The organism is Leptospira sp. GIMC2001, from assembly GCF_028462125.1.
In the GTDB taxonomy this organism is placed as follows: Bacteria; Spirochaetota; Leptospiria; order Leptospirales; family Leptospiraceae.
The window spans coordinates 130475-150050 of the sequence record NZ_CP115468.1 but is presented as its reverse complement, the minus strand read 5'-3'; the positions used below and the strand labels follow the sequence as shown (position 1 = coordinate 150050).

Below are 19576 nucleotides of genomic sequence, written 5' to 3'. Positions count from 1 at the left end.
TCTAATTTAAATTCGCATTCAATTCATAGAAACATGAATAGTTTATTTTATGGCAATATAGGGAAGTAATAATACAACTTATCTCGAACAAACCTGGCTTTGATTGCGAGTTCATAGGCATCTCGAACTTCATCTGCTCGCTCTTTCTGGGATGCTGCCGATTGTTTGGTCAACTCATCAGCTTGTGTCCATTTTTCCTGCTCAACCAAAACCGCAAGATACCTTCTAAAATCCTCAGAATTAGATAGTCCTGATGACATAATTAAACGAAAATGCGATTCAGCTTGAGGATATTGCAATAATTTTCTGTAAGAAATTGCCAATGCACGTCTTGAAGTAATCGGCATGATCCTTTCTTTATTTAATAATTCAATCACTCTCTGGTAGTCTTGCCTGGTTTCAAAAACAAGTTCCGCCAATAAAAATCTAATATCTCTCTGGTTCGGTTCTTCTCGAAAAAGTTTCTCTGCAAACTTCAAAGCAGATTCCCTGTTCGATAGCAATCGATCCACTTGAATGGAGAGAATTTTGGCTTCAGAATAATTCGCCTTTTGCTCAATACATTTTGTAGCTTCTTCTTTTGCTTTTTCATAATTGCTCAGATAGAAATTCATAAGAGCAAAGTTCATACGATAATGAGGATTATATGGTGATAGCTCAACAGAAAGTCGACTAGCTTCTTTTGCTTTCTCCCAATCACCCCACATTGCATACACCATAGCTAGAAGGTAGTAAGATGGCTCATGCTGAGGATTGATCTGCAGAGTTGTCTTCAAATCTTCTTCAGCCCAATTTAGATTCTTCTTTGAAAAGGCAATAGCCGCCCGAAGATAAAAATATTCATCTGTAGTTTTATCGACCGCTTCCAATTCCCTAAATTTTTGTTCTGCTATTGGCAATTTTTTCCATCTGAGAAAATTAATGACATCGCGTCCGAGCTTTTGTACTTCTATGCGCTTTGCGGAATCCAAATTATTGAGAATTCGAAAATTTGAATTTGCATCTCTAGTGAGATCTTGCCCAGTTATAATCGTTGGGAAAAATATAATCAAAAATAATTGTATAGTAACTAAATAAAAAACTCGAATCATAACCCAATCCTTGATCTTTTCATCTCCTTGTCTATCCATATTAAAATTTCAGAAATTGCCGTATTCGTAAATTGCTTACTAGACTTAGAGAATCTTAATTCGAATTTACGAGAATACTTGTCATTTTCAATTGAATCTAGAATATTTGATGATGTATTTTTTTCGTTAGCACTATTGCTTCCATTACTTAGGTCTTGGTCATAAGGACTGTCAAAATCATATGCAACAACATCACCTAACCAAGGAATAGACGCTTCTCTGTCTAAAAGTAAACTAAGTTCACGATGGGTTTTTGAAATGGAATATGTAGCAACTTCTAAATCAAGAGCTATCGCTTCCATGACACCTTGACCAAAATAGGATAAGAATTTCTTAGTTGATCTCAGTAGGAGCCACCATTCCGATTTGGTTACTCGTGCTTTCCATGGTACCAAACCAGTATCCATTCCACCAATTCTGTAAATATGCTCTGGCGGAAATAACTCAACGACAGACCTATCAAGAATTGTACTGGAATTATAATCAAGATTGCCTGCATAAATTAAGAGTTCCCATTTTTTCTTTTTCTTCAAGGAGTTGAAATATGGAGTGTGATTCACATAAGATGAGATAAGAATATTGAAATCATCTAGATTTCCAGAATGGATTGTATTCGGAAGAATATCTATATGACTTTCAGGATATTTGCTCCTATTAGATCGATTGGAATCAATATAGAGAACTGGACATTGCATTCGATTCGTAATATCAATATCCCTTTTATCAAAGATAACTATATCATACTTTTCTAAAGTTGAATTTGATTCGGGTTCAATGTCTGTCATAGTCAGATTGAATCCTTCAACAGCGAGTTGTGCCGCGAGAATACTCATCCTTTCCCAGTGTCCATAACCAAATTGCTTGGGATTTCCAGCGATGATTAGAATTTGTTCCTTTCTCTTAGTGATCGGCGGAGGTAAGGGAAAACGAACTTGATCTACTTTCTGATTGATAGCAAAAATCTCTGGATTGTTATTATACAAATTTAAAACAGTCTCGGCAGTGATCTGCTGATAAGGATCAGAGAAACTTACTTTCATTGAGTTAGATTGAAAAGATTCCTCATACCTTGCGTCCAATGATTTGAGTTGAGCAAGTTGATTGTTATTGGAATTTTCTTGATTTGATTGGTTCGTCAAGATAGACGTTGGAGCAATAGATTTGCAAATTGCTTCCATCATCTCAAAATCAGCAGGCTCATCAATTGTGCATCGTATGCCATTCACAACTGAACTCATACCAGTGGGGATCCGAATAATATTGTATAGATTTGGCTTTTCTTTTATATGAAGACTTACATGCTCTTTATGTCTTTCTTCGTTACAATCCTCACCACTCATAAGTGCTGACACAGAAAAGGATTCTATACCCATACCAAGCGGCAATGGTGTACAACTCACTAGATCGAGAGCTTGCTTATTATGAACAAAACTATAATTCCAAGCTTCGAGAATCAATTCCATAGCTCTGATATCAACAAATGGATTATCTCCCGTTAGTCGAAATATAATGTCAGCAGAATATTTTTCTGCAGCAAGCCTAAATCGAGCCCTTACATCATCTAGGGGACCAAGGAAATAATTAAATTTTCTGCCAATAAGAAATTCTTCCAATTGTTTATCTGTCTCAGGAATCAGAAAAACAATTCTATCTTCAGGCAAAATTTTGATCAATCGTGAGTGAATGTGTTCTAGTAAATTCGGTCCATTTGGATTTGGAAGATTTTTTAGAACTTTTCCTGTAAGGCGAGAAGATCCTATCCTAGCTTGAACGAAGGCAAAACAGTTATCCGTTGAAGGTATACCACTCATCACATTCCATACAGGGGGCACCTGTTCCTTCATGATCGCCTAAAAAAGAAGACTTAAATGATGAGAGTCCTTTTTCCCAAATATCTGAAATCCTATCCATCTTGATATTTCCGATTGTATCCAAATTCTGCATATTTCCAATCTGTTTAAATTTCGAGTCTGGAGAGTTCGGAGAAGAACTTGGTAGCTGTCTACAAATAGAAACAGATCCATCCGCATTGATATAGAGTTCCCGAGCTAAATGCCAACAAAATTCTCGCTTCATGGGAGTTAGATCACTGACTCTTTTCTCTGGCATCAATCGTGCAAATCTATTGTATTTTTGGAATATGATCTGGTATCCTTTTTTCTCAAAATTGTCAAAATAAGAATCAACTTCATCTTCAATTTCTAGCATTTTAATCAATTGAACAGCAATGTTTTTCTTAGGAAGAATTGTCTCAAGCTTCACTAAATTTTCTAAAACCTTTTGATACATTGCAGATCCATACAATTTAGTATAGCGATCTTGCTTGCCTGTGGTTAGATTCACGATTACTGTAACTTTAGAACTTTGCAATTCTGTAATATTCTCGAATGCTGTTTGAATAATTTCCCAATCAGAATACAAAGCAGTTTCTATAATGAGTTCTTTTAAATTGCGGCCTTTTAAAACTTCTGTTATTATGGAACGTAAATCTTGGTGGAGAAAAGGTTCACCCATACCGCCAAAACAAACAGTATACTCAGTGGGAAATTCATCCAACTGTGCGATTGAATCCCGAATCACAGCTCGATTTAGATAGAGTCCGTCATTGCTATTATCAAGGAATTGTCTTGGACAAAATGTACATTTTAATTCGCAACCTCGATGCACTTCGATCTCTATCCAAGACGGACCAGACCGAAACCAGTTAGGATTTTGTTCTAACTGAGGGAGAATATCAGCATAATGGATTTCTTCCGATTTGCCAATCAATGCATTTACCAAATGGAATGAACGTTTATCATTTGGCAAAAGATTCAATCGATACTGACGCAGATCAGGTGGATGGAAGAAAATTTCCACATCATATAAATTGATATTTTTTAGAAAATATTCATGACTATCTTGCGAGAGTTGAGGAGGCAGACTAAGTAGAAATTCACGTGTCAGAATTTTCGGTACGATTCCTTCAGGAAGATTCTCACTGTAAGAATATTGACTGAGATATCTTTTATGTCTCTGCCAAATACTCTCTGTTAGATTTACATCCAATAAAGGAGCAATCCCCCGAAAATAGAAAAAACAGACTTCATCCCAATCTTGCGAATTCATTGTAGATTCTGGAAGAATATTCAATATTTGTTGTAAAAATTCAGATTCGGATTCTATAGTCTTTTGATTTGGATCAAGAATTTTCTCCGAAAATGAAAAGGAATAATTGGAATAGAATTTTGTCTCAGGCAGAAATTTTCGAATTTTATCTGTGAATAATGATGATAGCTTTGATAAATCAATTGAATTATAAAACTCTAAAGTAGATTTGTCTACATAGATCGCAACCAAAGCTGGTGTATAATCTAAAGTTTTCATCAATCTAGATTATATACTTCTTCTTCAATCTTAATATTATGTTCACGATTGTAAATCGGATCATACGTTGTAACGGTTACTTGATTTCGCATCTGTTCAAGCCAATTCTCAAAAGCTTGCTGTTCTTTATCTCGATAGAGAACATTTTGAACTCCTCGCCTAACACTATCCAAAGGTGTAGCGCGAATTCCTTCTACATATATGATACAATATCTCTTTCGTTCATCTCGAAAAATTTCTGAGATTTTACCTTCTTTGGTTTGTCCGGAAATTGTCGCCAAAGTTGGACTCTGTTTGTACAATTCAAAGGTTGGAACCCAATTCACTAAACCACCTGATGATTTGAATCTTGATTCGTTTCTTGGTCCGCTTGCAATCAAACGAAATAGACTAGGATCTTTTAATACATTTGACCTAATCTCTGCTACTTCTTTATAAACTCTAGATTCTTCATCTATCGAGCCGTCTTTTGGTCCGATAGCAATCTCTCTAAATTTTACTTCAAAGCCAACTTTGCCTTTGTTTTTATTATACCAATTACGTACTTCTTGTTCGGAAGGAAGGGGAGTTGTAACCCGGATCTGCAAAAGCTGTCCTTTCTTAATCTGATACGGTAGATCGAGAATCCATTGTTCATAACTCATTCCAGTCTGTTGAGCAGTTTGCTTTTTGAATTGTTCAAGATCTGTAATGCCCATCTGTTCCATTCGTCTGTCTATTTCAGCTTCGATTCTCTTCTCATTGACTTGAATGGATTCTTCTTCAGCGACAATATCAACAATAGCACGATCAATTAGGAAATCGATTACTTGGCTTCTGAAAGATTGATTCTTTCGGGTAGGTGGGGCAAATTTGGAGATGACTTTGTAACGTTCAACGCCCGCTTCATAGTCCATGACAGAAAGAGATTTGGAACCTACAATTGCGATGATCTGATTGAGGCTTTCTCGATTGACTGCTTCCGTTGTTCTTGGTAGACCACTGAGCAATAAAATTCCAATCGGAAATAAATAAATAATTCGCTTCGAAAGCAAGATCATACTCTTCCTTTTTCCTCAGTTATCGCAATTAGGTCAAGACCAATTAGATAGAATTAATCTCTAACTCTATCGACAATTACGTGAGAATCTTAAATCTGATCCAATCCAAAAGCTGAATGAATAGCTTTCAATCCATCTTGAGCTTTGGATTGAGGAATTACGCAGGAAATTTTGATCTCGGAAGTTGATATCATCAAAATATTGATGCCAGCATCCGCAAGAGATTGAAACATTTTTGCTGCAACACCGACATGGGATTTCATTCCAACACCTACAGCAGAGAGAATCGCAATGCTATCATCAATTTCTATCTCGCCGGAAGTCATATCCTTTTTGATATCTTCAAGAATGGGTTTTGCAGTGATCACATCTTTCTTTGCTGTGGTAAATGAAATAGTATTAATACCATCATGAGGAGATGATTGAACAATCACATCCACGATCACATCTTTTGCTGAGAGTGCAGAAAACAATTTGGCAGCTATACCCGGTTGATCCTTTACATTTGGGATTGTTATCCTTGCTTGATCACTCTTAACGGTAACACCACTTACTTTCATTTTTTCCATAATTTTATCCTCACTCACAACCAATGTTCCCGGTTCTCGATGAAAACTACTGCGAACATGTATAGTAACACCATAATTCATTGCCATTTCAACAGATCTTGAATGCAATACGCCGGCTCCAAGACTTGCCAATTCTAACATCTCCTCATAAGTAATCTGCTTGTGCATTTTGGCACCAGGAACTTTATTCGGGTCAGTTGTGTACACACCGTTCACATCAGTATAAATTTCACATTCATCAGCACCTAACGCAGCCGCTATGGCAACTGCAGTTGTATCTGATCCACCACGACCAAGTGTGGTGATATTTTCTTCTTTATCTATTCCTTGAAATCCTGCAATGATCGCAACGCGTTTTGATTCAAAAGCTTTGTCTATGCGTGTTCTATCAATGGAATCAATTTTTGCATTGGAATGATTGCCATCGGTCATCATTTTTATCTGAGATCCAGTAAAAGAAACTGCAGGTACACCGATCGATTCTAGTGCCATCGCAAGCAAAGCGACAGAGACTTGCTCACCAGTTGAAAGCAACATATCCATTTCTCGTTTAGGAGGATTATCAGTGATCTGATCTGCAAGGGATACGAGTTCGTCAGTAGTATGTCCCATTGCAGAGACTACTACAGCTACATTTTTACCAGCCTCATAGTAGGATTTGATCCTGTTTGCGACATTTTTTATCTTAGTGGTATCGCCAACTGAGGTTCCGCCGTATTTTTGCACAATAGTTAGGGACATTTGTATGAATTTCTCTATCACTATGATTTTTTTTCGAATCCAACGGACAAGTAGATTATTTTTGCAACCTTTTGAGAAAATTCTACTCATACGTAAGCAGAGGTAAATCATGCAAGCGTCTGAAACAAGCATACAACCGTTGGTCAAGCAAAAGGCACCCATTCTATTTCTAATCTTATTTCTTCTGATATCTTCAACCGTCCTATTTGTATTTACAGTTGAATTTCGTTGGGAGCTTCTGCTGCTAGCAGTGGTCGCTTATTATGTAAGAATGTTTGGTATCACAGCGGCATATCATCGATATTTTTCACACAATGCATTCAAAACTTCTCGAGTTTTTCAATTTATTTTAGCTTGGATTGGCGCAACTGCAATGCAGAAAGGTCCGCTTTGGTGGGCTGCACATCATAGAAATCATCATCGTTACTCTGATACCGAGAAAGATATTCACTCACCAAAACAAAAAGGATTCTGGTATTCTCATCTGTTGTGGTTTCTCAATAGTGAATACAATGATTATGATTCTCGTATTATAAAAGATTATTTCAAATTTCCTGAACTTGTATGGTTAGATCGATATCATTGGGTTGCACCACTTTCTTATTCTATCATGCTTTATATGATTGGTGGATGGGATTGGCTTGTTTACGGTTATGCAGTGTCTACATTCTTTCTTGGGCATGGCACATGGACAATTAATTCGCTAGCTCATGTGATTGGTAGCCGTCGCTATGAAACCAAAGATGATAGTAGAAATAACTTATTTCTTGCAATCATTACCATGGGTGAAGGATGGCATAACAATCATCACCATTATTCACACTCAGCCAACCAAGGTTTTTTCTGGTATGAAATTGATTTGAGTTACTACATTTTGAAAATGCTTTCAGTATTCGGAATTGTTTGGGATCTTAAAAAGCCTCCAGTAAAAGTTATAGACGAAGGTAGAAGATTAGATGCTCTCAAGAGAGGTAAGGTAAAATTCAAAAGTCGCGAGCAAGGTCGATGGATTCCTGTTAACCTGAAACCAGATCTCGTCACTGCTATGAATGACTCTCATTAAAAATTAAATATCTGCAATTAGCGTCCTAGTTTAAGGTTAAATTTCTTAAACTGGGACGCAGCAATCATTTCGACAGCTTTTTTATCTAAATTATCTCAATTACTTACAACAAAATCTTCACCTAATGAATAAAAATGATTGAATATGTATTGATATTAGAATCCATAGGTCACAATGGATGAAAAAATTGTACGTGCGATTTTCATAGTTAGTTTATTAATCTCTACTAATTTATTTTCTGAAACTAACAGAATTTATTTTCAATATGGTAGTGGGCATATTTATGATACAGCTCCAATTATATCTCCTGGAATAGGACTTGCCTCCATTTTTTCATACCCAGCGGGATCGATCGAACAGATTCAATTATTACCAATTAGTCAAGAAAGAAAAATTCGCTTGCGAACTGAATATACAACTATCGGAGTCGAAAAAGATACAAAATTTGAAGATATTTTTTTCAGATTCGGTTTTACAAACACCAAATTCGAATCGAATCCTTACAATCCAGTCTTAAATGCAAAATTCTTTTCTGATAATTTCAATCCAAACCTAGATCCAATCGATCCTTTCCAAAGATTATTTGTCTATACAATCTTATTAACAAGTCCTGAATACGAGAGCCAACAGATAAAAAGTGGGATGAATTATGAAGCAAATATGTTGGAGTTTGGAACTAAAATTCAAAAAGATATATTTGGTGTTCTGCGATCTAGTCTAGGAGTAGATCTTGGCCTTGGGTTTTGTTCAATTAGAGATACTTGCACAGCGTATTCAATTAGCCCTTTTATTGGTTTAGGAATACTGATTGGTGATACAGAAGTATCAGTCAACTTAGCTCGTAAATACATCTGGCTTGAATACGGAGTGAGTAGCTTTTATGTAAATTTAACCGGAGTAGATAATAATGTTATAAACTTTTCGATATCTCAAAAAATCGAACAGGATGTTAAACAGAAACCAATTATTGAATAGATATTTTGTTTTTCTTCAATATTCATTTTGGTTTTTCTACGGCGATTACTTTCGTCTACTTTATCAAAATTACAATCAACCACTATATATCATTTAAGCTCGTTGTCCAATCTACTGTTTTCATAAATGATTCAAAACCCAGTTTACAAATGAGTTTATTATCTTTGAACTGATATCCTAAATACCTAATCTTCTGAGGTATACCACTCTTCATTCTTTCTTTACTATCAATCACAACTGTCTTTATCGATTTAACATTTCCAGTCTTTAAATTGATTTTATCCAGTGAGAAAATCGGATTATCCAAATCCAAATCATAGATTCCTTGTGTAAGCTTAAGAAATAAACCCGAACCTTTTGATTCCTTAGCAACCCAATTCACATACTCGCCTATAATATGATAGGATTGATTTCCGCTACTGTCAAATTTCAAGAGACCGTCATAGAAACCGCCTCCTTTGCTGTGTTCGTATTCACTCAGTAGAATAACGCCATCGTCACCAAATTCTTGTAAGTCTAAAGAAAAATGATGAACTGGATAATAATCTCCCTTTCTCGATTGTGGAACCGATGGAAGTTCTAAGTAAATTCTCCATATCGAATTATCATCTATAAGATATTTATTTTCATTTCTAGTTACGAGTGATTTCAATTCAATTATTTCACTTTCGGATTTTTTGGATTCTTCGATCAGATTCCATTGAATTGAATTATTATAATCAGATTTACCATCAACAGATGGATTGATCACCAAGGAAATTTTCGGATTCGGATTTGTATCCAGTCTCAATAGATTGAATTGGATAGATGAAATATGGATTCCCTCTCCGAGAATTATTTCTTGATTTACAATCTCGCCGGATTTCCAATCTACTTCCAATCTTTCAATAATTCTACGCTTGGCAGAATCTTCGCGCATCCGAAAAAAAGTAATCTTCTCTCGGCTAAGCAGATACACGTCAGAGAATTCTCCAGGAATCGAAAAGACAATTTGTCCACTTTGATCGAAAACATAAATCCCCACGGATTCGACCAATTGATTGTTTTGAAAACTTGATCTACGATTGGTAATCAAATAATCATTTGGTAAAAATTCAAAACGAAAGAATCGCTCACAGCCAGATTTCGGATAAGGAAGTTTAAAAAGGAGATCTCCGACAAATCCTCCATTCAAAATTCTACAATCTTTACCACGCAGATGAAATGAATTGGAAAAAGTATGGCTCATGATATCTCTATTTGGAGAAAAACTTAAAAATATATTAATACTATTTTATATTTTTTTTACTAGTTCTTAATTTTTAGTAAAAACTAGTAAATTGTTTCCATGAGTTGGGAAATCGGAATGGGAATCAACAGATTTTAATATAAGATTTTCATGTAGATCTTGGTCTTTCAATTCTCCAATATCTTTTAATATATAAATTGGTGATTCTAATACTTTTAGTAAATTCAATGCATAGGAATCCGATTTATCTATAAAAAAATTCTGAATAAATTCCATACTCTCCCCGACAAAAACGGCTATCTTGGTTATCTCATCTCTTAATGCATTCATTGGATGCGAGTTGATTATGGATTTCCAACTGTCCTGGAAAGCAGAACCAACGATTAAAAGATCTGGATTTATCTCTTTTATTTTCTTGGAAAGTGCATTTGCATAGTCACCTTCAGTTGAATATTGAAATTTCAAAGGAACTTCTTCGTTTTCGGAAATGAATCGCAGATTTTCATGCAAAACTTCCATCTCAGCATTGGCCTTTTCAAGGTCATCTTCGTAATCCTTGTTAACGTGAAAGCATAAGAAATGAGCTTTCGGGAACAATTTGAACGCTAGTTTGGTTAAATGAATTCCCGTTGCTGGATTAGCAAATGATATGAGAATTCTGATTGAATCTGATTGTAATGATGACATACATGTCCTCCTGGATTGAAGAATTCTTACAGAAGGTAGTACAAACCTTCTCTCATCATCTCCGAGGTTAGCTGTCGGGCTAGGATTGAGAGTTATCCCTCACTTAAGTGATTGGCCCCGTATTTGGTTCCCCCGTCTCGCTTGAGCTAGATTGTAATCATTATAATATATAAAGTAAGTCAGTCAAGTACAATTTGTACCATTAAATAATTACCTCATTTATTCGTAATTTTTCCGTCGCGATAATTCAAACCAGAAAATAGAGTTCATTATTCCATGAACATTCTGAATATATCAATCTGCTATTTAGAACTATCGATGAAGTTTACAAAATGAATGATTATTCAAATCAATAATCTAAAAAAAAATCGGAATTAAATCTAAATTATCTTTATTACACTTGACTTAAACAAATTCTTGAATTGCGTTCTTAATTGCCTGCACATCTTCTAGCTGAGGATAATGACCAATTCCTGGAAGTTCAACTGAATCTGTTCTTCCAGTTAATTCTTTAAAACGTTCGATCATATGCTTCCCAGAAATCGGATCGGCTGACCCGTTCACTAAAAGAATAGGTTTTGGAGGATTAACTATAACATCCACCCATCGATCTCGATTCAATTTTCTTTCTTCAATATAATGAAGTAGTTTATGAATCATCCGATTTCCATTATTGAACTGAATGATCTCCCAATGAGTTTTCAATTCATATTCCGTTGGTTGGCTATCTTTTCCGAAAACAGAAGAGAATGATTTAGTAAATTGTTTAAATCCAAAAAATTTACTTATAATAAATCCTATTGAACTTTTCATCAATTTCTGAATCAATCTTGCTCGATGTGACTCAGGAAAAAGTCCACCGTTTAAAAACATAACTTTATTTAAATTATATTTGGAATCATATTCTTGAAATTTTTGTTTATATCTAGCAAGAAATTCCTGAGCAATTGTTACTCCGTAATCATGAGTAACAATTGTGAAATTTCTAACTTTGAAATGCATCAAAACTGCTTCCAATATATCAGTTTGCATATTCACGGAATACTGAATATTGGTTGGCTTGTCAGAAAACCCTAAGCCCAAGAAATCAAAACAAATATAAGCATATTCATCGGAAAGTAAATTAATTAAAGGAAGGAAATCATAAGAACTAGTTGGAAATCCATGAAGAAATAAAATAGTTTTTTTACTTTCAAATACATTTCCAATTGTATTCGTAAATATTTTTCCATAAGAAGTTTCAATCCAGGATCCTAGTCGCATCCATTCGTTTGGCGTTTTTGTAAAAATTGTATCCATATAATTATTCCAAAGTTTTCATTTAATAACCAATAGATATACCACTGAGTCAATAAATTTAGTCATTTATAGATGCGTTTAATAATTAATAAATTTCCCTTGACTTATCATTTTGAACAATGTAAAATAGAAAACAAGTGAAAAATAAATTAATAAATACAACGGAAAAGTGATAACTAATCAATTATTTCAGAATTTTTGATTATTCGTTATCATCAGCAAAACCAACAGCTCATGAATCCCCAAGAAATAGAAAATGTAGAACTCTCTTACTTAAGCTTAAATGATTACCAAGAATTGAAAGAGGCAATGATTGAAGCCTACCCTACAATTCCAGATGCCTATTGGAAAGAAAATCATATCAAAACTCTTCTAGAGAAATTTCCAGACGGACAAATTGCAATCAAAGTAAATGGATTACTCGCAGGATCTGCTTTATCCATAATTATTGAATATGATAAATTTGGAGAGAACCATACTTATAAAGATATAACTGATAATTATTCATTCAATACTCACAATCCCAAAGGTGACGTTTTGTACGGAATCGATGTCTTTATAAAGCCTGAGTTTCGAGGACTTAGGCTTGGTAGAAGATTATATGATTACCGAAAAGAATTGTGTGAGAAGCTTAATTTAAAAGGCATTGTATTTGGTGGACGAATACCAAATTACCATCTTTATGCCGATACTTTTACTCCCAAACAATATATAGAAATGGTTCGAAGGAAAGAAATACATGATCCTGTATTCAATTTCCAAATATCGAATGATTTTCATCCAATAAAAGTGATGAAAGGATACTTGGAAGGAGACAAAGCTTCCAATGATTATGCAGTTCTTCTTGAATGGAAAAATATATATTATGAAAAACCCAATAAATTACCTGTAGCAAATAAGATCGTAGTTCGACTGGGACTCATACAATGGCAGATGCGTCCTTATAAAGGATTGGATGAATTGATGCAACAAGCTGAATATTTTGTAGACTCGGTCTCAGATTATAGAAGTGACTTTGCACTATTTCCAGAATTCTTTAATGCACCATTGATGTCCGAAGACAACCATCTTTCAGAAGCAGAGGCTATTCGTGGTTTAACCAAATATACGGAACCAATTAAGAATCGTTTTTCCGAACTGGCTGTATCCTATAATATAAATATAATTACTGGTAGCATGCCAGAGATAGTCAACAATCACCTATACAACGTAGGTTATCTTTGCAGAAGAGACGGTTCTATAGAGCGATACGAGAAAATTCACGTAACACCTAACGAATCTCGTGTATGGGGAATGATTGGTGGAAATAAACTGCAAACATTTGATACTGACTGTGGCAAAATTGGAATATTGATTTGCTATGATTCTGAATTTCCAGAACTGAGTAGAATTTTAGCCGATGAAGGAATGAATATTTTATTTATTCCATTTCTTACGGACACTCAGAACGGATTCTCACGAGTTCGCAATTGTGCTATGGCAAGAGCGATAGAGAATGAATGCTATGTTGCAATCGCAGGAAGTGTTGGTAACCTACCTAATGTGCACAATATGAATATTCAGTATGCACAATCGATGGTAATGACACCTTGTGATTTTGCCTTTCCTGCCAATGGAATCAAAGCAGAAACTACACCCAATACAGAAATGATTCTCATTGCCGACGTTGATTTAGATTTACTCAGAGAATTGAATCAATTCGGCTCAGTAAGAAATCTCAATGATAGAAGAAGTGATATCTATACTCTGAATAAGAAATAAACTACATAAACTAAAGATTTGAATTTTTTAATTATTTTTATAGAACATTCTGTTCGGCAAACTGGATAAAAAAGAAATACTTGATTTAGGTAGCCTGAGTTCTGAGTATGGATTGATAATGAAGGAAAAATTTTCCAAACTAGGAATTTTCTCGATTACTCAGACCTTTTACCAAATAGGAACTATTATGTTAATAGCTGTTAGCGTTTTGGCTAGCCAAACTTTAGCTCCTAGTCCCTCGACAGCAGCAATTCCTCTTTCCTTTTCAGTTCTAGGCACATTTGTTGGTTTATTTCCTGCTTCCTATTGCATGAAGAAAATGGGACGTAGAAACGGATTATTGCTAGGAACTTTGATTGGAATCAGTGGAGCAATAGTCTCTTCCTATGCTTTGCTTATTTCGAATTTTTACCTATTTACATTTGGACATCTTCTGTTTGGATTCCATCAATCCTTTTTGCAATACTTAAGATTTGTAGCAATGGAGTCTGTTTCTCAAGAAGATAGATCAACCGCTCTATCCTGGATTTTAATAGCTGGAATTCCGGCTGCATTTATTGGCCCACTCGCTGGACTCTTGGGTCGGGATCTTTTTCCACCGACTATTTTCTTAGGTTGTTTTATAATTATGACTTTTGTTCTTTTTTTACAATTTCTTCTAATAACGAAAATTAAAAAAGATACTCACCTAACAGAAAATACATTATTCGAATCTATAGATACATTACCTGAACGTCCATTGACTTACCACTTCAGAAATTCCGGGCTCTGGGCATCGCTTATTTCTAGTTCCTTTGGATTTGGATTTATGGTGATGTTAATGTCGGCTGTTCCCATCGCAATGAAATCTCATGGGCATGAGATGCATTTATCGACAATGGTTTTACAGTGGCATGTTTTAGGAATGTATATACCGTCATTTTTCTCTGGATATTTAGTTAATAAATTTGGCTCTGCAAGATTAATTATAGCTGGTATTCTAATTTTGGCAATTGAAGTATTTGCGGCTTTACAAGGAACGGGATTCTTACCTTTTGCTGTTGCATTGATTTTATTAGGTGTTGGTTGGAACTTTATGTTCGTTGGAGGAACTAGATTATTAACCGATCAGTATAGAAATTCTGAGAAAAATACAATCCAGGCGATCAATGATTCCTTTATCTATTTAATTGCAGTCATTGCAACATATAGCTCAGCTTTTTTAGAAACAAATATCGGGTGGTTCAATCTAAATTTAGTTTCATTGCCTTTTCTTGGAATTGCGCTACTTACGGTTCTTTATTATTTGAAATCAAACTCGACATCTAAGGAAAATAATATTGCTTAAGAAGAAGAAAAACATTGGGAAAATATTTATTCTAGAAAGAAACCCCAAGAAGTAATTTGGATACAAAAGGTTCCAAGACTTCTCCTGATTTTAATTCGGGTGAGAACTAAGATTTTATCATGACCGAGTAACTTTTCATTTTTTGACAACTAAACCCCAAATAGAAAAATATATTTCGTTAGCAAGAAATTCGTTAAATGAGAACGGAGTTATTACTATAGGTACATTTAGTGATAATGGACCTATGAAATGCAGTGGGTTGGAAATAAAACAATACAATGAGCAAACTCTGACTTCCGAGTTAAGTAAGGGATTTAAAAAAATTAAATGTATACTAGAAGATCATATAACTCCTTTTATGACGAAACAGAATTTTCTATTTTGTAGTTTTAGGAGAACTGGAGATTTAAATCAAGCTTAAACTACCTAACCGAGAAATTGAAAATTGTTTTGTTTCAATTTAAAATTAACGATATATTTTTAGTTTAGAAAATATTCCCCGAGTATCAATTTTTGATTTCTTCAGAAAATAAATCGGAATTTCATTTTCCGTGGAATACTTTCTAGAGTAACTTCCGATAAGGAACTTCTCCTCAAAGAAAGGCTCAAGCGATCCAACTATTCTATCACCGATCACTATCAAATTTTTAGGAGAAATTTTTAATTCTTCCATCCAGAGATAATAACTATTGTGACCACTAATGATGGGAAGAGATATTTTATAATATTCTAAACTTCCTGCCTGCCCATAATTATTACCAATAACGATCGTTTCATTCTTCTCCGATTCATCCAAACTGTCAATTGATAGTTGGATTTGTGAGTGAAATTCCTCCCAATCCAAACGATCTGCAAACCATTGAGGTAAAACAACAGTTTTGCCCGTCTCAAGTTGAGGAACAATACCTAAAGTGGTTACATAATTCGAAAGAACGTCCAATGGTAAAATTGGCAATCCAATTGGAGATAAACTTAATCCAACAATAATTATGATACTTAGCAAAAACTTTTTTAAACTGTCCTTAGTTATAAAGGCAGCTCCACAAGCAAATAAAATTGGATAAAAGGCAGCTATTCTATCTGGCCTTGAAGATTTAGAATACAAAAATATAAGCAATAATATTAAATAAGCGATTCCAATAAATTTGAAATCTTTATTTCTAAAACAAAACAAAATTCCACAAATCCATAAAGGCAAAGTCGCAGGATTCTGGGAGAGAATTTGATCTGAAATAATTTGAATATATCCAATATTCATATTCTTGAATGTATGAGCATTTTTATAAAATTCGAGAGATGGTAAATTATTAGAATATTGCCAATACAAGTTAGGAGAAAAAATTACAATAGATAGAACCATTCCAATGTAAAATGTCTTAGATCTAATTACAGTTCTAAAGTTTAGAAATAGGTAAGGTGTTAAAATAGCTACTGTATAAATAATAAAAGTATGTTTATTGAATAATCCAAGACCAACAATTGCCCCAATTACTATCCAATAATTTGAATTTTCCTTTATTTTCAGAACAGAGAATATTAAAATTATCACAAAAAAGATCTCAATTGCATTCATCGAATAAAAACCAAAAATGACTTGAAGAACTGGGACAGTCATCATGGCAATGCAAGACAAAGAAATAGATAAATTATTTCCATTCAATCGTTTAGTCAATTCACCGACAAAATACACTGAAGCTCCCGCACAAAACGCTGGAATAACTCTTAGAATAAAAATAGAATCACCAGTGATTCGAAACAGACTAAGTAAATAAATAGATAATGGCGGATGATCAATATAACCTAATGCTAATCTTTTAGAGCAGGCGAGGTAATAGAATTCATCTACAAATATTCCATAACCACCCAAGTAATTGAAAATGGACAGAATGATGAAATAAAATATTGCATAAATTAATGGAAGATACATTTCATAAAATTATCTTTATGGTTTCTTTTGTCATTTCAAAATCAATAGAATTCTTTCGAAATATTTTGCGAAATTCAAAAGTAAACTCCAAATTCAACAGTACTTGCAAAAAATGAATCAGAAAAACTTTTTCCACCCAAAATCTCAAGTTCCATATTTTTCCTGGTATCATAATTAAAGTTTCCTGTATTGATGATCATTTCATTTGGTCTTATAGTTGATCTCAATTGCGAAAAACCAATTCCGATATAAAATTTTTGATTTATATCATAATTTAACATTGCAGTTATTTCCTGACCCCAAGTCTTTTGATGAGGGCTACCTTTACTATAAGTTCCAATGTTTATTCCACGAGGGGTTGTATTTGAGAATTCATGCTTTAGAGTTCCTTGAGAATAGAATGTTTCAAGATCAAGTGATAAATAAAAGTTATAGAATTTTGGTGTTAGTAATTTTATTCCAATATTAACACCCAATGATGATTGATTAAAACGATCGGTACTAAAAACATAGTTTGTATCTGACAACTCGGAACGTATAAATCTTGTTCCAACTTTTACAAAAATTAACTGATCATAAGCATCGTACATTCCATTGACAACGATCTCATTTCGGAAATATGTTCCTATTGGAGCTGTAATAAATAAACAAGATCGACTACTAACCGAACAAACATTTTGAGCATTAGAATAATTCCCTTTTCTTAATTCCTGAAACCGTCCTTCAATTGAAAAATCTGATTCTAAAAAATTGTATAAGAAGCCTATTTGATAATTAACAACTTTTTCATCACCATTATTATAATAACTTCTAAATAAGCTACGATGAACTTCTTCTTCCATCGCTGTAAATAAATTATCGTTTCTTTTGATGAATATTTTATTTTTCTTTGAAGAAATAGGATCCTGGATTTCTTCAGAAAATAAACTGAAAGTAAAAATTGAAATAAAAACTAATATCCATTTGAACATATTCTTGCTCCTTGAATAAAAATCTGAAATCCTTCATATAACAATGACTAATATTTAGAAGGAATTAGAATAGTCTAGTAAGAATTTTGAATGAATAAAGCAAAGTCTCGCATCCCACATAACTCAGTAAAGGATACGATATACTAATTTCTATTAGTTTGTATTCCTTCCAAACACTCAATCTATCATTTTTTAGATCTCTTCATAATTGATCCTGCAATAATAGATTTTTGAATCTCGCTAGTTCCTCCACCAATTTCAGCTAGTCGAATATCTCGATAGAGTCGAGCAACTTTATATTCTTCCATATAGCCAGCACCACCATGGATCTGGACTGCGAGATTCACACCTTCTCTTGCTTGAGTTGAAGCAAAAAGTTTTAATGCAGAACATTTTGCACCCATTTCTGAATCGCGATCTTTTCTTTCTTTTTCTTGATCGGTTTGCATCTCATTTGCAATACGATAGGTAAAACTTCTGACTGATTCAACCTTTGTATAAAGATCCGCAATCATATGAGCAACTGCTTGGTGTTGATAGATTGGTTTGCCAAAACTCATACGACTACTTGCAAAGGAAATGCACTCTTTTAGACATGCGTTCAATACTCCCAAGGAATAAGCAGCAATTGATAACCTTTCTTCATTAAATGTTGCCATTGTTTGGCGAAACCCCTTCCCAATTCCACCTAAAATATTTTCCTCATTACCGATAACAGCTTGATCAAAGAAAAGTTCTCCTGTTACGGAAGCTCGCAGTCCCAGCTTTTTCATCGGTCTGCCTCTTTGAATTCTAGGATTGTCTAGGTTTACAATAAAATGAGTCAATCCTTTATCGATACCTTCTGAATTTATAAATCTCGCAAGTACGATCGCATAATCCGCAATAGATGAATTGGTAATGTACGTCTTTTGTCCCGAGAGTTCAATTGATAAGTCTTTTTTCTGTTTGGCGATTGTTTTTATAGAAGAAACATCAGACCCTGATTGAGGTTCTGTGATTGCCATACATCCAATTTTTTCACCAGATAATACCGGTCTATAATATTCATTTTTTTGAATATCAGATCCGAAATGTTTTAAAGGCTCTCCAAATAATCCAAAAGATGCACTAGCCGAGAAGAAAGTACTTCCGCAGAATTCACTTAACAATTCCATTGCTTGAACAGAAGGGATAATTCCCAAATTTGATCCTCCGTATTCCTCTGGAGCGACCAAACCAAAATAACCAATATCGGATAGTTTCTTGAAAATAACCCTAGGTAACTCACCTTTTTCATCCCATTCATGCGCAAATGGTTCAACTTCGCGTTCTAAAAATTTGCGGAAGCTATCTATAAATTCTTTCCAATCATCCATAAATTACCAACACTTGATTCTAAATTTCCAAACTAAAATTTGAATAAATTACTTTATAGAATTTGGAATATTTTCAGCAAGCTAAAAAAGAATGGTGTTCTTTTTTAGCTTTGTGCCTTGGTTCGAACGATTGA

General features: G+C 34.2%; 15 protein-coding genes and 1 riboswitch. Of the genes, 4 read left to right on the top strand and 11 right to left on the bottom strand.

The window, feature by feature from the left end; genetic code table 11:
• Positions 1 to 47 precede the first annotated feature (47 nt).
• The 5 genes from O4O04_RS02215 to O4O04_RS02195 form a co-directional block, all read right to left on the bottom strand.
• Complete coding sequence (locus O4O04_RS02215; protein ID WP_272533859.1) at positions 48 to 1130, bottom strand: tetratricopeptide repeat protein; 1083 nt, start codon at positions 1128 to 1130, stop codon at positions 48 to 50.
• Positions 1088 to 2941 (bottom strand): cytidylyltransferase domain-containing protein, encoded by a 1854-nt coding sequence (locus O4O04_RS02210; RefSeq protein ID WP_272533858.1) that lies wholly within the window; start codon positions 2939 to 2941, stop codon positions 1088 to 1090. The genes O4O04_RS02215 and O4O04_RS02210 overlap by 43 nt, the downstream gene beginning before the upstream one ends.
• Positions 2916 to 4496 carry a spiro-SPASM protein gene (locus O4O04_RS02205; RefSeq protein WP_272533857.1) on the bottom strand — a complete coding sequence of 527 codons (1581 nt, stop codon included), beginning with the start codon at positions 4494 to 4496 and terminating at the stop codon, positions 2916 to 2918. Before O4O04_RS02205 ends, O4O04_RS02210 begins: the two co-directional genes overlap by 26 nt.
• A complete protein-coding gene (locus tag O4O04_RS02200; protein WP_272533855.1) occupies positions 4496 to 5536 on the bottom strand; it encodes a putative peptidyl-prolyl cis-trans isomerase in 1041 nt (346 codons plus the stop codon). Before O4O04_RS02200 ends, O4O04_RS02205 begins: the two co-directional genes overlap by 1 nt.
• Positions 5537 to 5625: 89 nt before the next feature.
• Positions 5626 to 6846 carry an aspartate kinase gene (locus tag O4O04_RS02195; RefSeq protein WP_272533854.1) on the bottom strand — a complete coding sequence of 407 codons (1221 nt, stop codon included), beginning with the start codon at positions 6844 to 6846 and terminating at the stop codon, positions 5626 to 5628.
• Between the two features lie 109 nt (positions 6847 to 6955).
• Between O4O04_RS02195 and O4O04_RS02190 the strand changes: the two genes are divergently transcribed.
• Together O4O04_RS02190 and O4O04_RS02185 are read left to right on the top strand one after the other, a co-directional pair.
• On the top strand, positions 6956 to 7909 hold the full coding sequence (locus O4O04_RS02190) for an acyl-CoA desaturase (protein ID WP_272533853.1): 954 nt from the start codon (positions 6956 to 6958) through the stop codon (positions 7907 to 7909).
• A gap of 174 nt (positions 7910 to 8083) precedes the next feature.
• Entirely contained in the window at positions 8084 to 8884 is an 801-nt protein-coding gene (locus O4O04_RS02185) for a hypothetical protein (protein WP_272533851.1), read from the top strand.
• Between the two features lie 82 nt (positions 8885 to 8966).
• Here O4O04_RS02185 and O4O04_RS02180 read toward each other — a convergent pair whose 3' ends face one another.
• The 3 genes from O4O04_RS02180 to O4O04_RS02170 form a co-directional block, all read right to left on the bottom strand.
• Entirely contained in the window at positions 8967 to 10112 is a 1146-nt protein-coding gene (locus O4O04_RS02180) for a hypothetical protein (protein ID WP_272533849.1), read from the bottom strand.
• A 66-nt stretch (positions 10113 to 10178) separates the two neighbouring features.
• Positions 10179 to 10799, bottom strand: a complete 621-nt coding sequence (locus O4O04_RS02175; protein ID WP_272533847.1) for an adenine nucleotide alpha hydrolase family protein — start codon at positions 10797 to 10799, stop codon at positions 10179 to 10181.
• Positions 10800 to 10841: 42 nt separating this feature from the next.
• A riboswitch (cyclic di-AMP (ydaO/yuaA leader) is annotated at positions 10842 to 10962 on the bottom strand.
• Between the two features lie 242 nt (positions 10963 to 11204).
• On the bottom strand, positions 11205 to 12098 hold the full coding sequence (locus O4O04_RS02170) for an alpha/beta fold hydrolase (RefSeq protein WP_272533846.1): 894 nt from the start codon (positions 12096 to 12098) through the stop codon (positions 11205 to 11207).
• A gap of 234 nt (positions 12099 to 12332) precedes the next feature.
• Between O4O04_RS02170 and O4O04_RS02165 the strand changes: the two genes are divergently transcribed.
• Positions 12333 to 13859: a bifunctional GNAT family N-acetyltransferase/carbon-nitrogen hydrolase family protein gene (locus tag O4O04_RS02165; RefSeq protein ID WP_272533845.1), complete on the top strand. Its 1527-nt coding sequence runs from the start codon at positions 12333 to 12335 to the stop codon at positions 13857 to 13859.
• A gap of 118 nt (positions 13860 to 13977) precedes the next feature.
• Positions 13978 to 15186 carry an MFS transporter gene (locus O4O04_RS02160; protein WP_272533844.1) on the top strand — a complete coding sequence of 403 codons (1209 nt, stop codon included), beginning with the start codon at positions 13978 to 13980 and terminating at the stop codon, positions 15184 to 15186.
• Positions 15187 to 15652: 466 nt separating this feature from the next.
• Here the strand turns inward: O4O04_RS02160 and O4O04_RS02155 are convergent, their stop codons facing one another.
• The 3 genes from O4O04_RS02155 to O4O04_RS02145 all read right to left on the bottom strand — a co-directional run bounded on the left by O4O04_RS02155 (position 15653) and on the right by O4O04_RS02145 (position 19442).
• Complete coding sequence (locus O4O04_RS02155) at positions 15653 to 17113, bottom strand: glycosyltransferase family 39 protein (RefSeq protein ID WP_272533842.1); 1461 nt, start codon at positions 17111 to 17113, stop codon at positions 15653 to 15655.
• A 74-nt stretch (positions 17114 to 17187) separates the two neighbouring features.
• Entirely contained in the window at positions 17188 to 18084 is an 897-nt protein-coding gene (locus O4O04_RS02150) for a hypothetical protein (RefSeq protein ID WP_272533841.1), read from the bottom strand.
• Between the two features lie 185 nt (positions 18085 to 18269).
• Entirely contained in the window at positions 18270 to 19442 is a 1173-nt protein-coding gene (locus tag O4O04_RS02145) for an acyl-CoA dehydrogenase family protein (RefSeq protein ID WP_272533840.1), read from the bottom strand.
• Positions 19443 to 19576 lie beyond the last annotated feature (134 nt).

Coding starts and splice junctions, on each gene's coding strand:
- O4O04_RS02215 (WP_272533859.1), bottom strand. CDS start 1,130: ATGGATAGACAAGGAGATGAAAAGATCAAGGATTGGGTTATGATTCGA.
- O4O04_RS02210 (WP_272533858.1), bottom strand. CDS start 2,941: ATGAGTGGTATACCTTCAACGGATAACTGTTTTGCCTTCGTTCAAGCT.
- O4O04_RS02205 (WP_272533857.1), bottom strand. CDS start 4,496: ATGAAAACTTTAGATTATACACCAGCTTTGGTTGCGATCTATGTAGAC.
- O4O04_RS02200 (WP_272533855.1), bottom strand. CDS start 5,536: ATGATCTTGCTTTCGAAGCGAATTATTTATTTATTTCCGATTGGAATT.
- O4O04_RS02195 (WP_272533854.1), bottom strand. CDS start 6,846: ATGTCCCTAACTATTGTGCAAAAATACGGCGGAACCTCAGTTGGCGAT.
- O4O04_RS02190 (WP_272533853.1), top strand. CDS start 6,956: ATGCAAGCGTCTGAAACAAGCATACAACCGTTGGTCAAGCAAAAGGCA.
- O4O04_RS02185 (WP_272533851.1), top strand. CDS start 8,084: ATGGATGAAAAAATTGTACGTGCGATTTTCATAGTTAGTTTATTAATC.
- O4O04_RS02180 (WP_272533849.1), bottom strand. CDS start 10,112: ATGAGCCATACTTTTTCCAATTCATTTCATCTGCGTGGTAAAGATTGT.
- O4O04_RS02175 (WP_272533847.1), bottom strand. CDS start 10,799: ATGTCATCATTACAATCAGATTCAATCAGAATTCTCATATCATTTGCT.
- O4O04_RS02170 (WP_272533846.1), bottom strand. CDS start 12,098: ATGGATACAATTTTTACAAAAACGCCAAACGAATGGATGCGACTAGGA.
- O4O04_RS02165 (WP_272533845.1), top strand. CDS start 12,333: ATGAATCCCCAAGAAATAGAAAATGTAGAACTCTCTTACTTAAGCTTA.
- O4O04_RS02160 (WP_272533844.1), top strand. CDS start 13,978: ATGAAGGAAAAATTTTCCAAACTAGGAATTTTCTCGATTACTCAGACC.
- O4O04_RS02155 (WP_272533842.1), bottom strand. CDS start 17,113: ATGTATCTTCCATTAATTTATGCAATATTTTATTTCATCATTCTGTCC.
- O4O04_RS02150 (WP_272533841.1), bottom strand. CDS start 18,084: ATGTTCAAATGGATATTAGTTTTTATTTCAATTTTTACTTTCAGTTTA.
- O4O04_RS02145 (WP_272533840.1), bottom strand. CDS start 19,442: ATGGATGATTGGAAAGAATTTATAGATAGCTTCCGCAAATTTTTAGAA.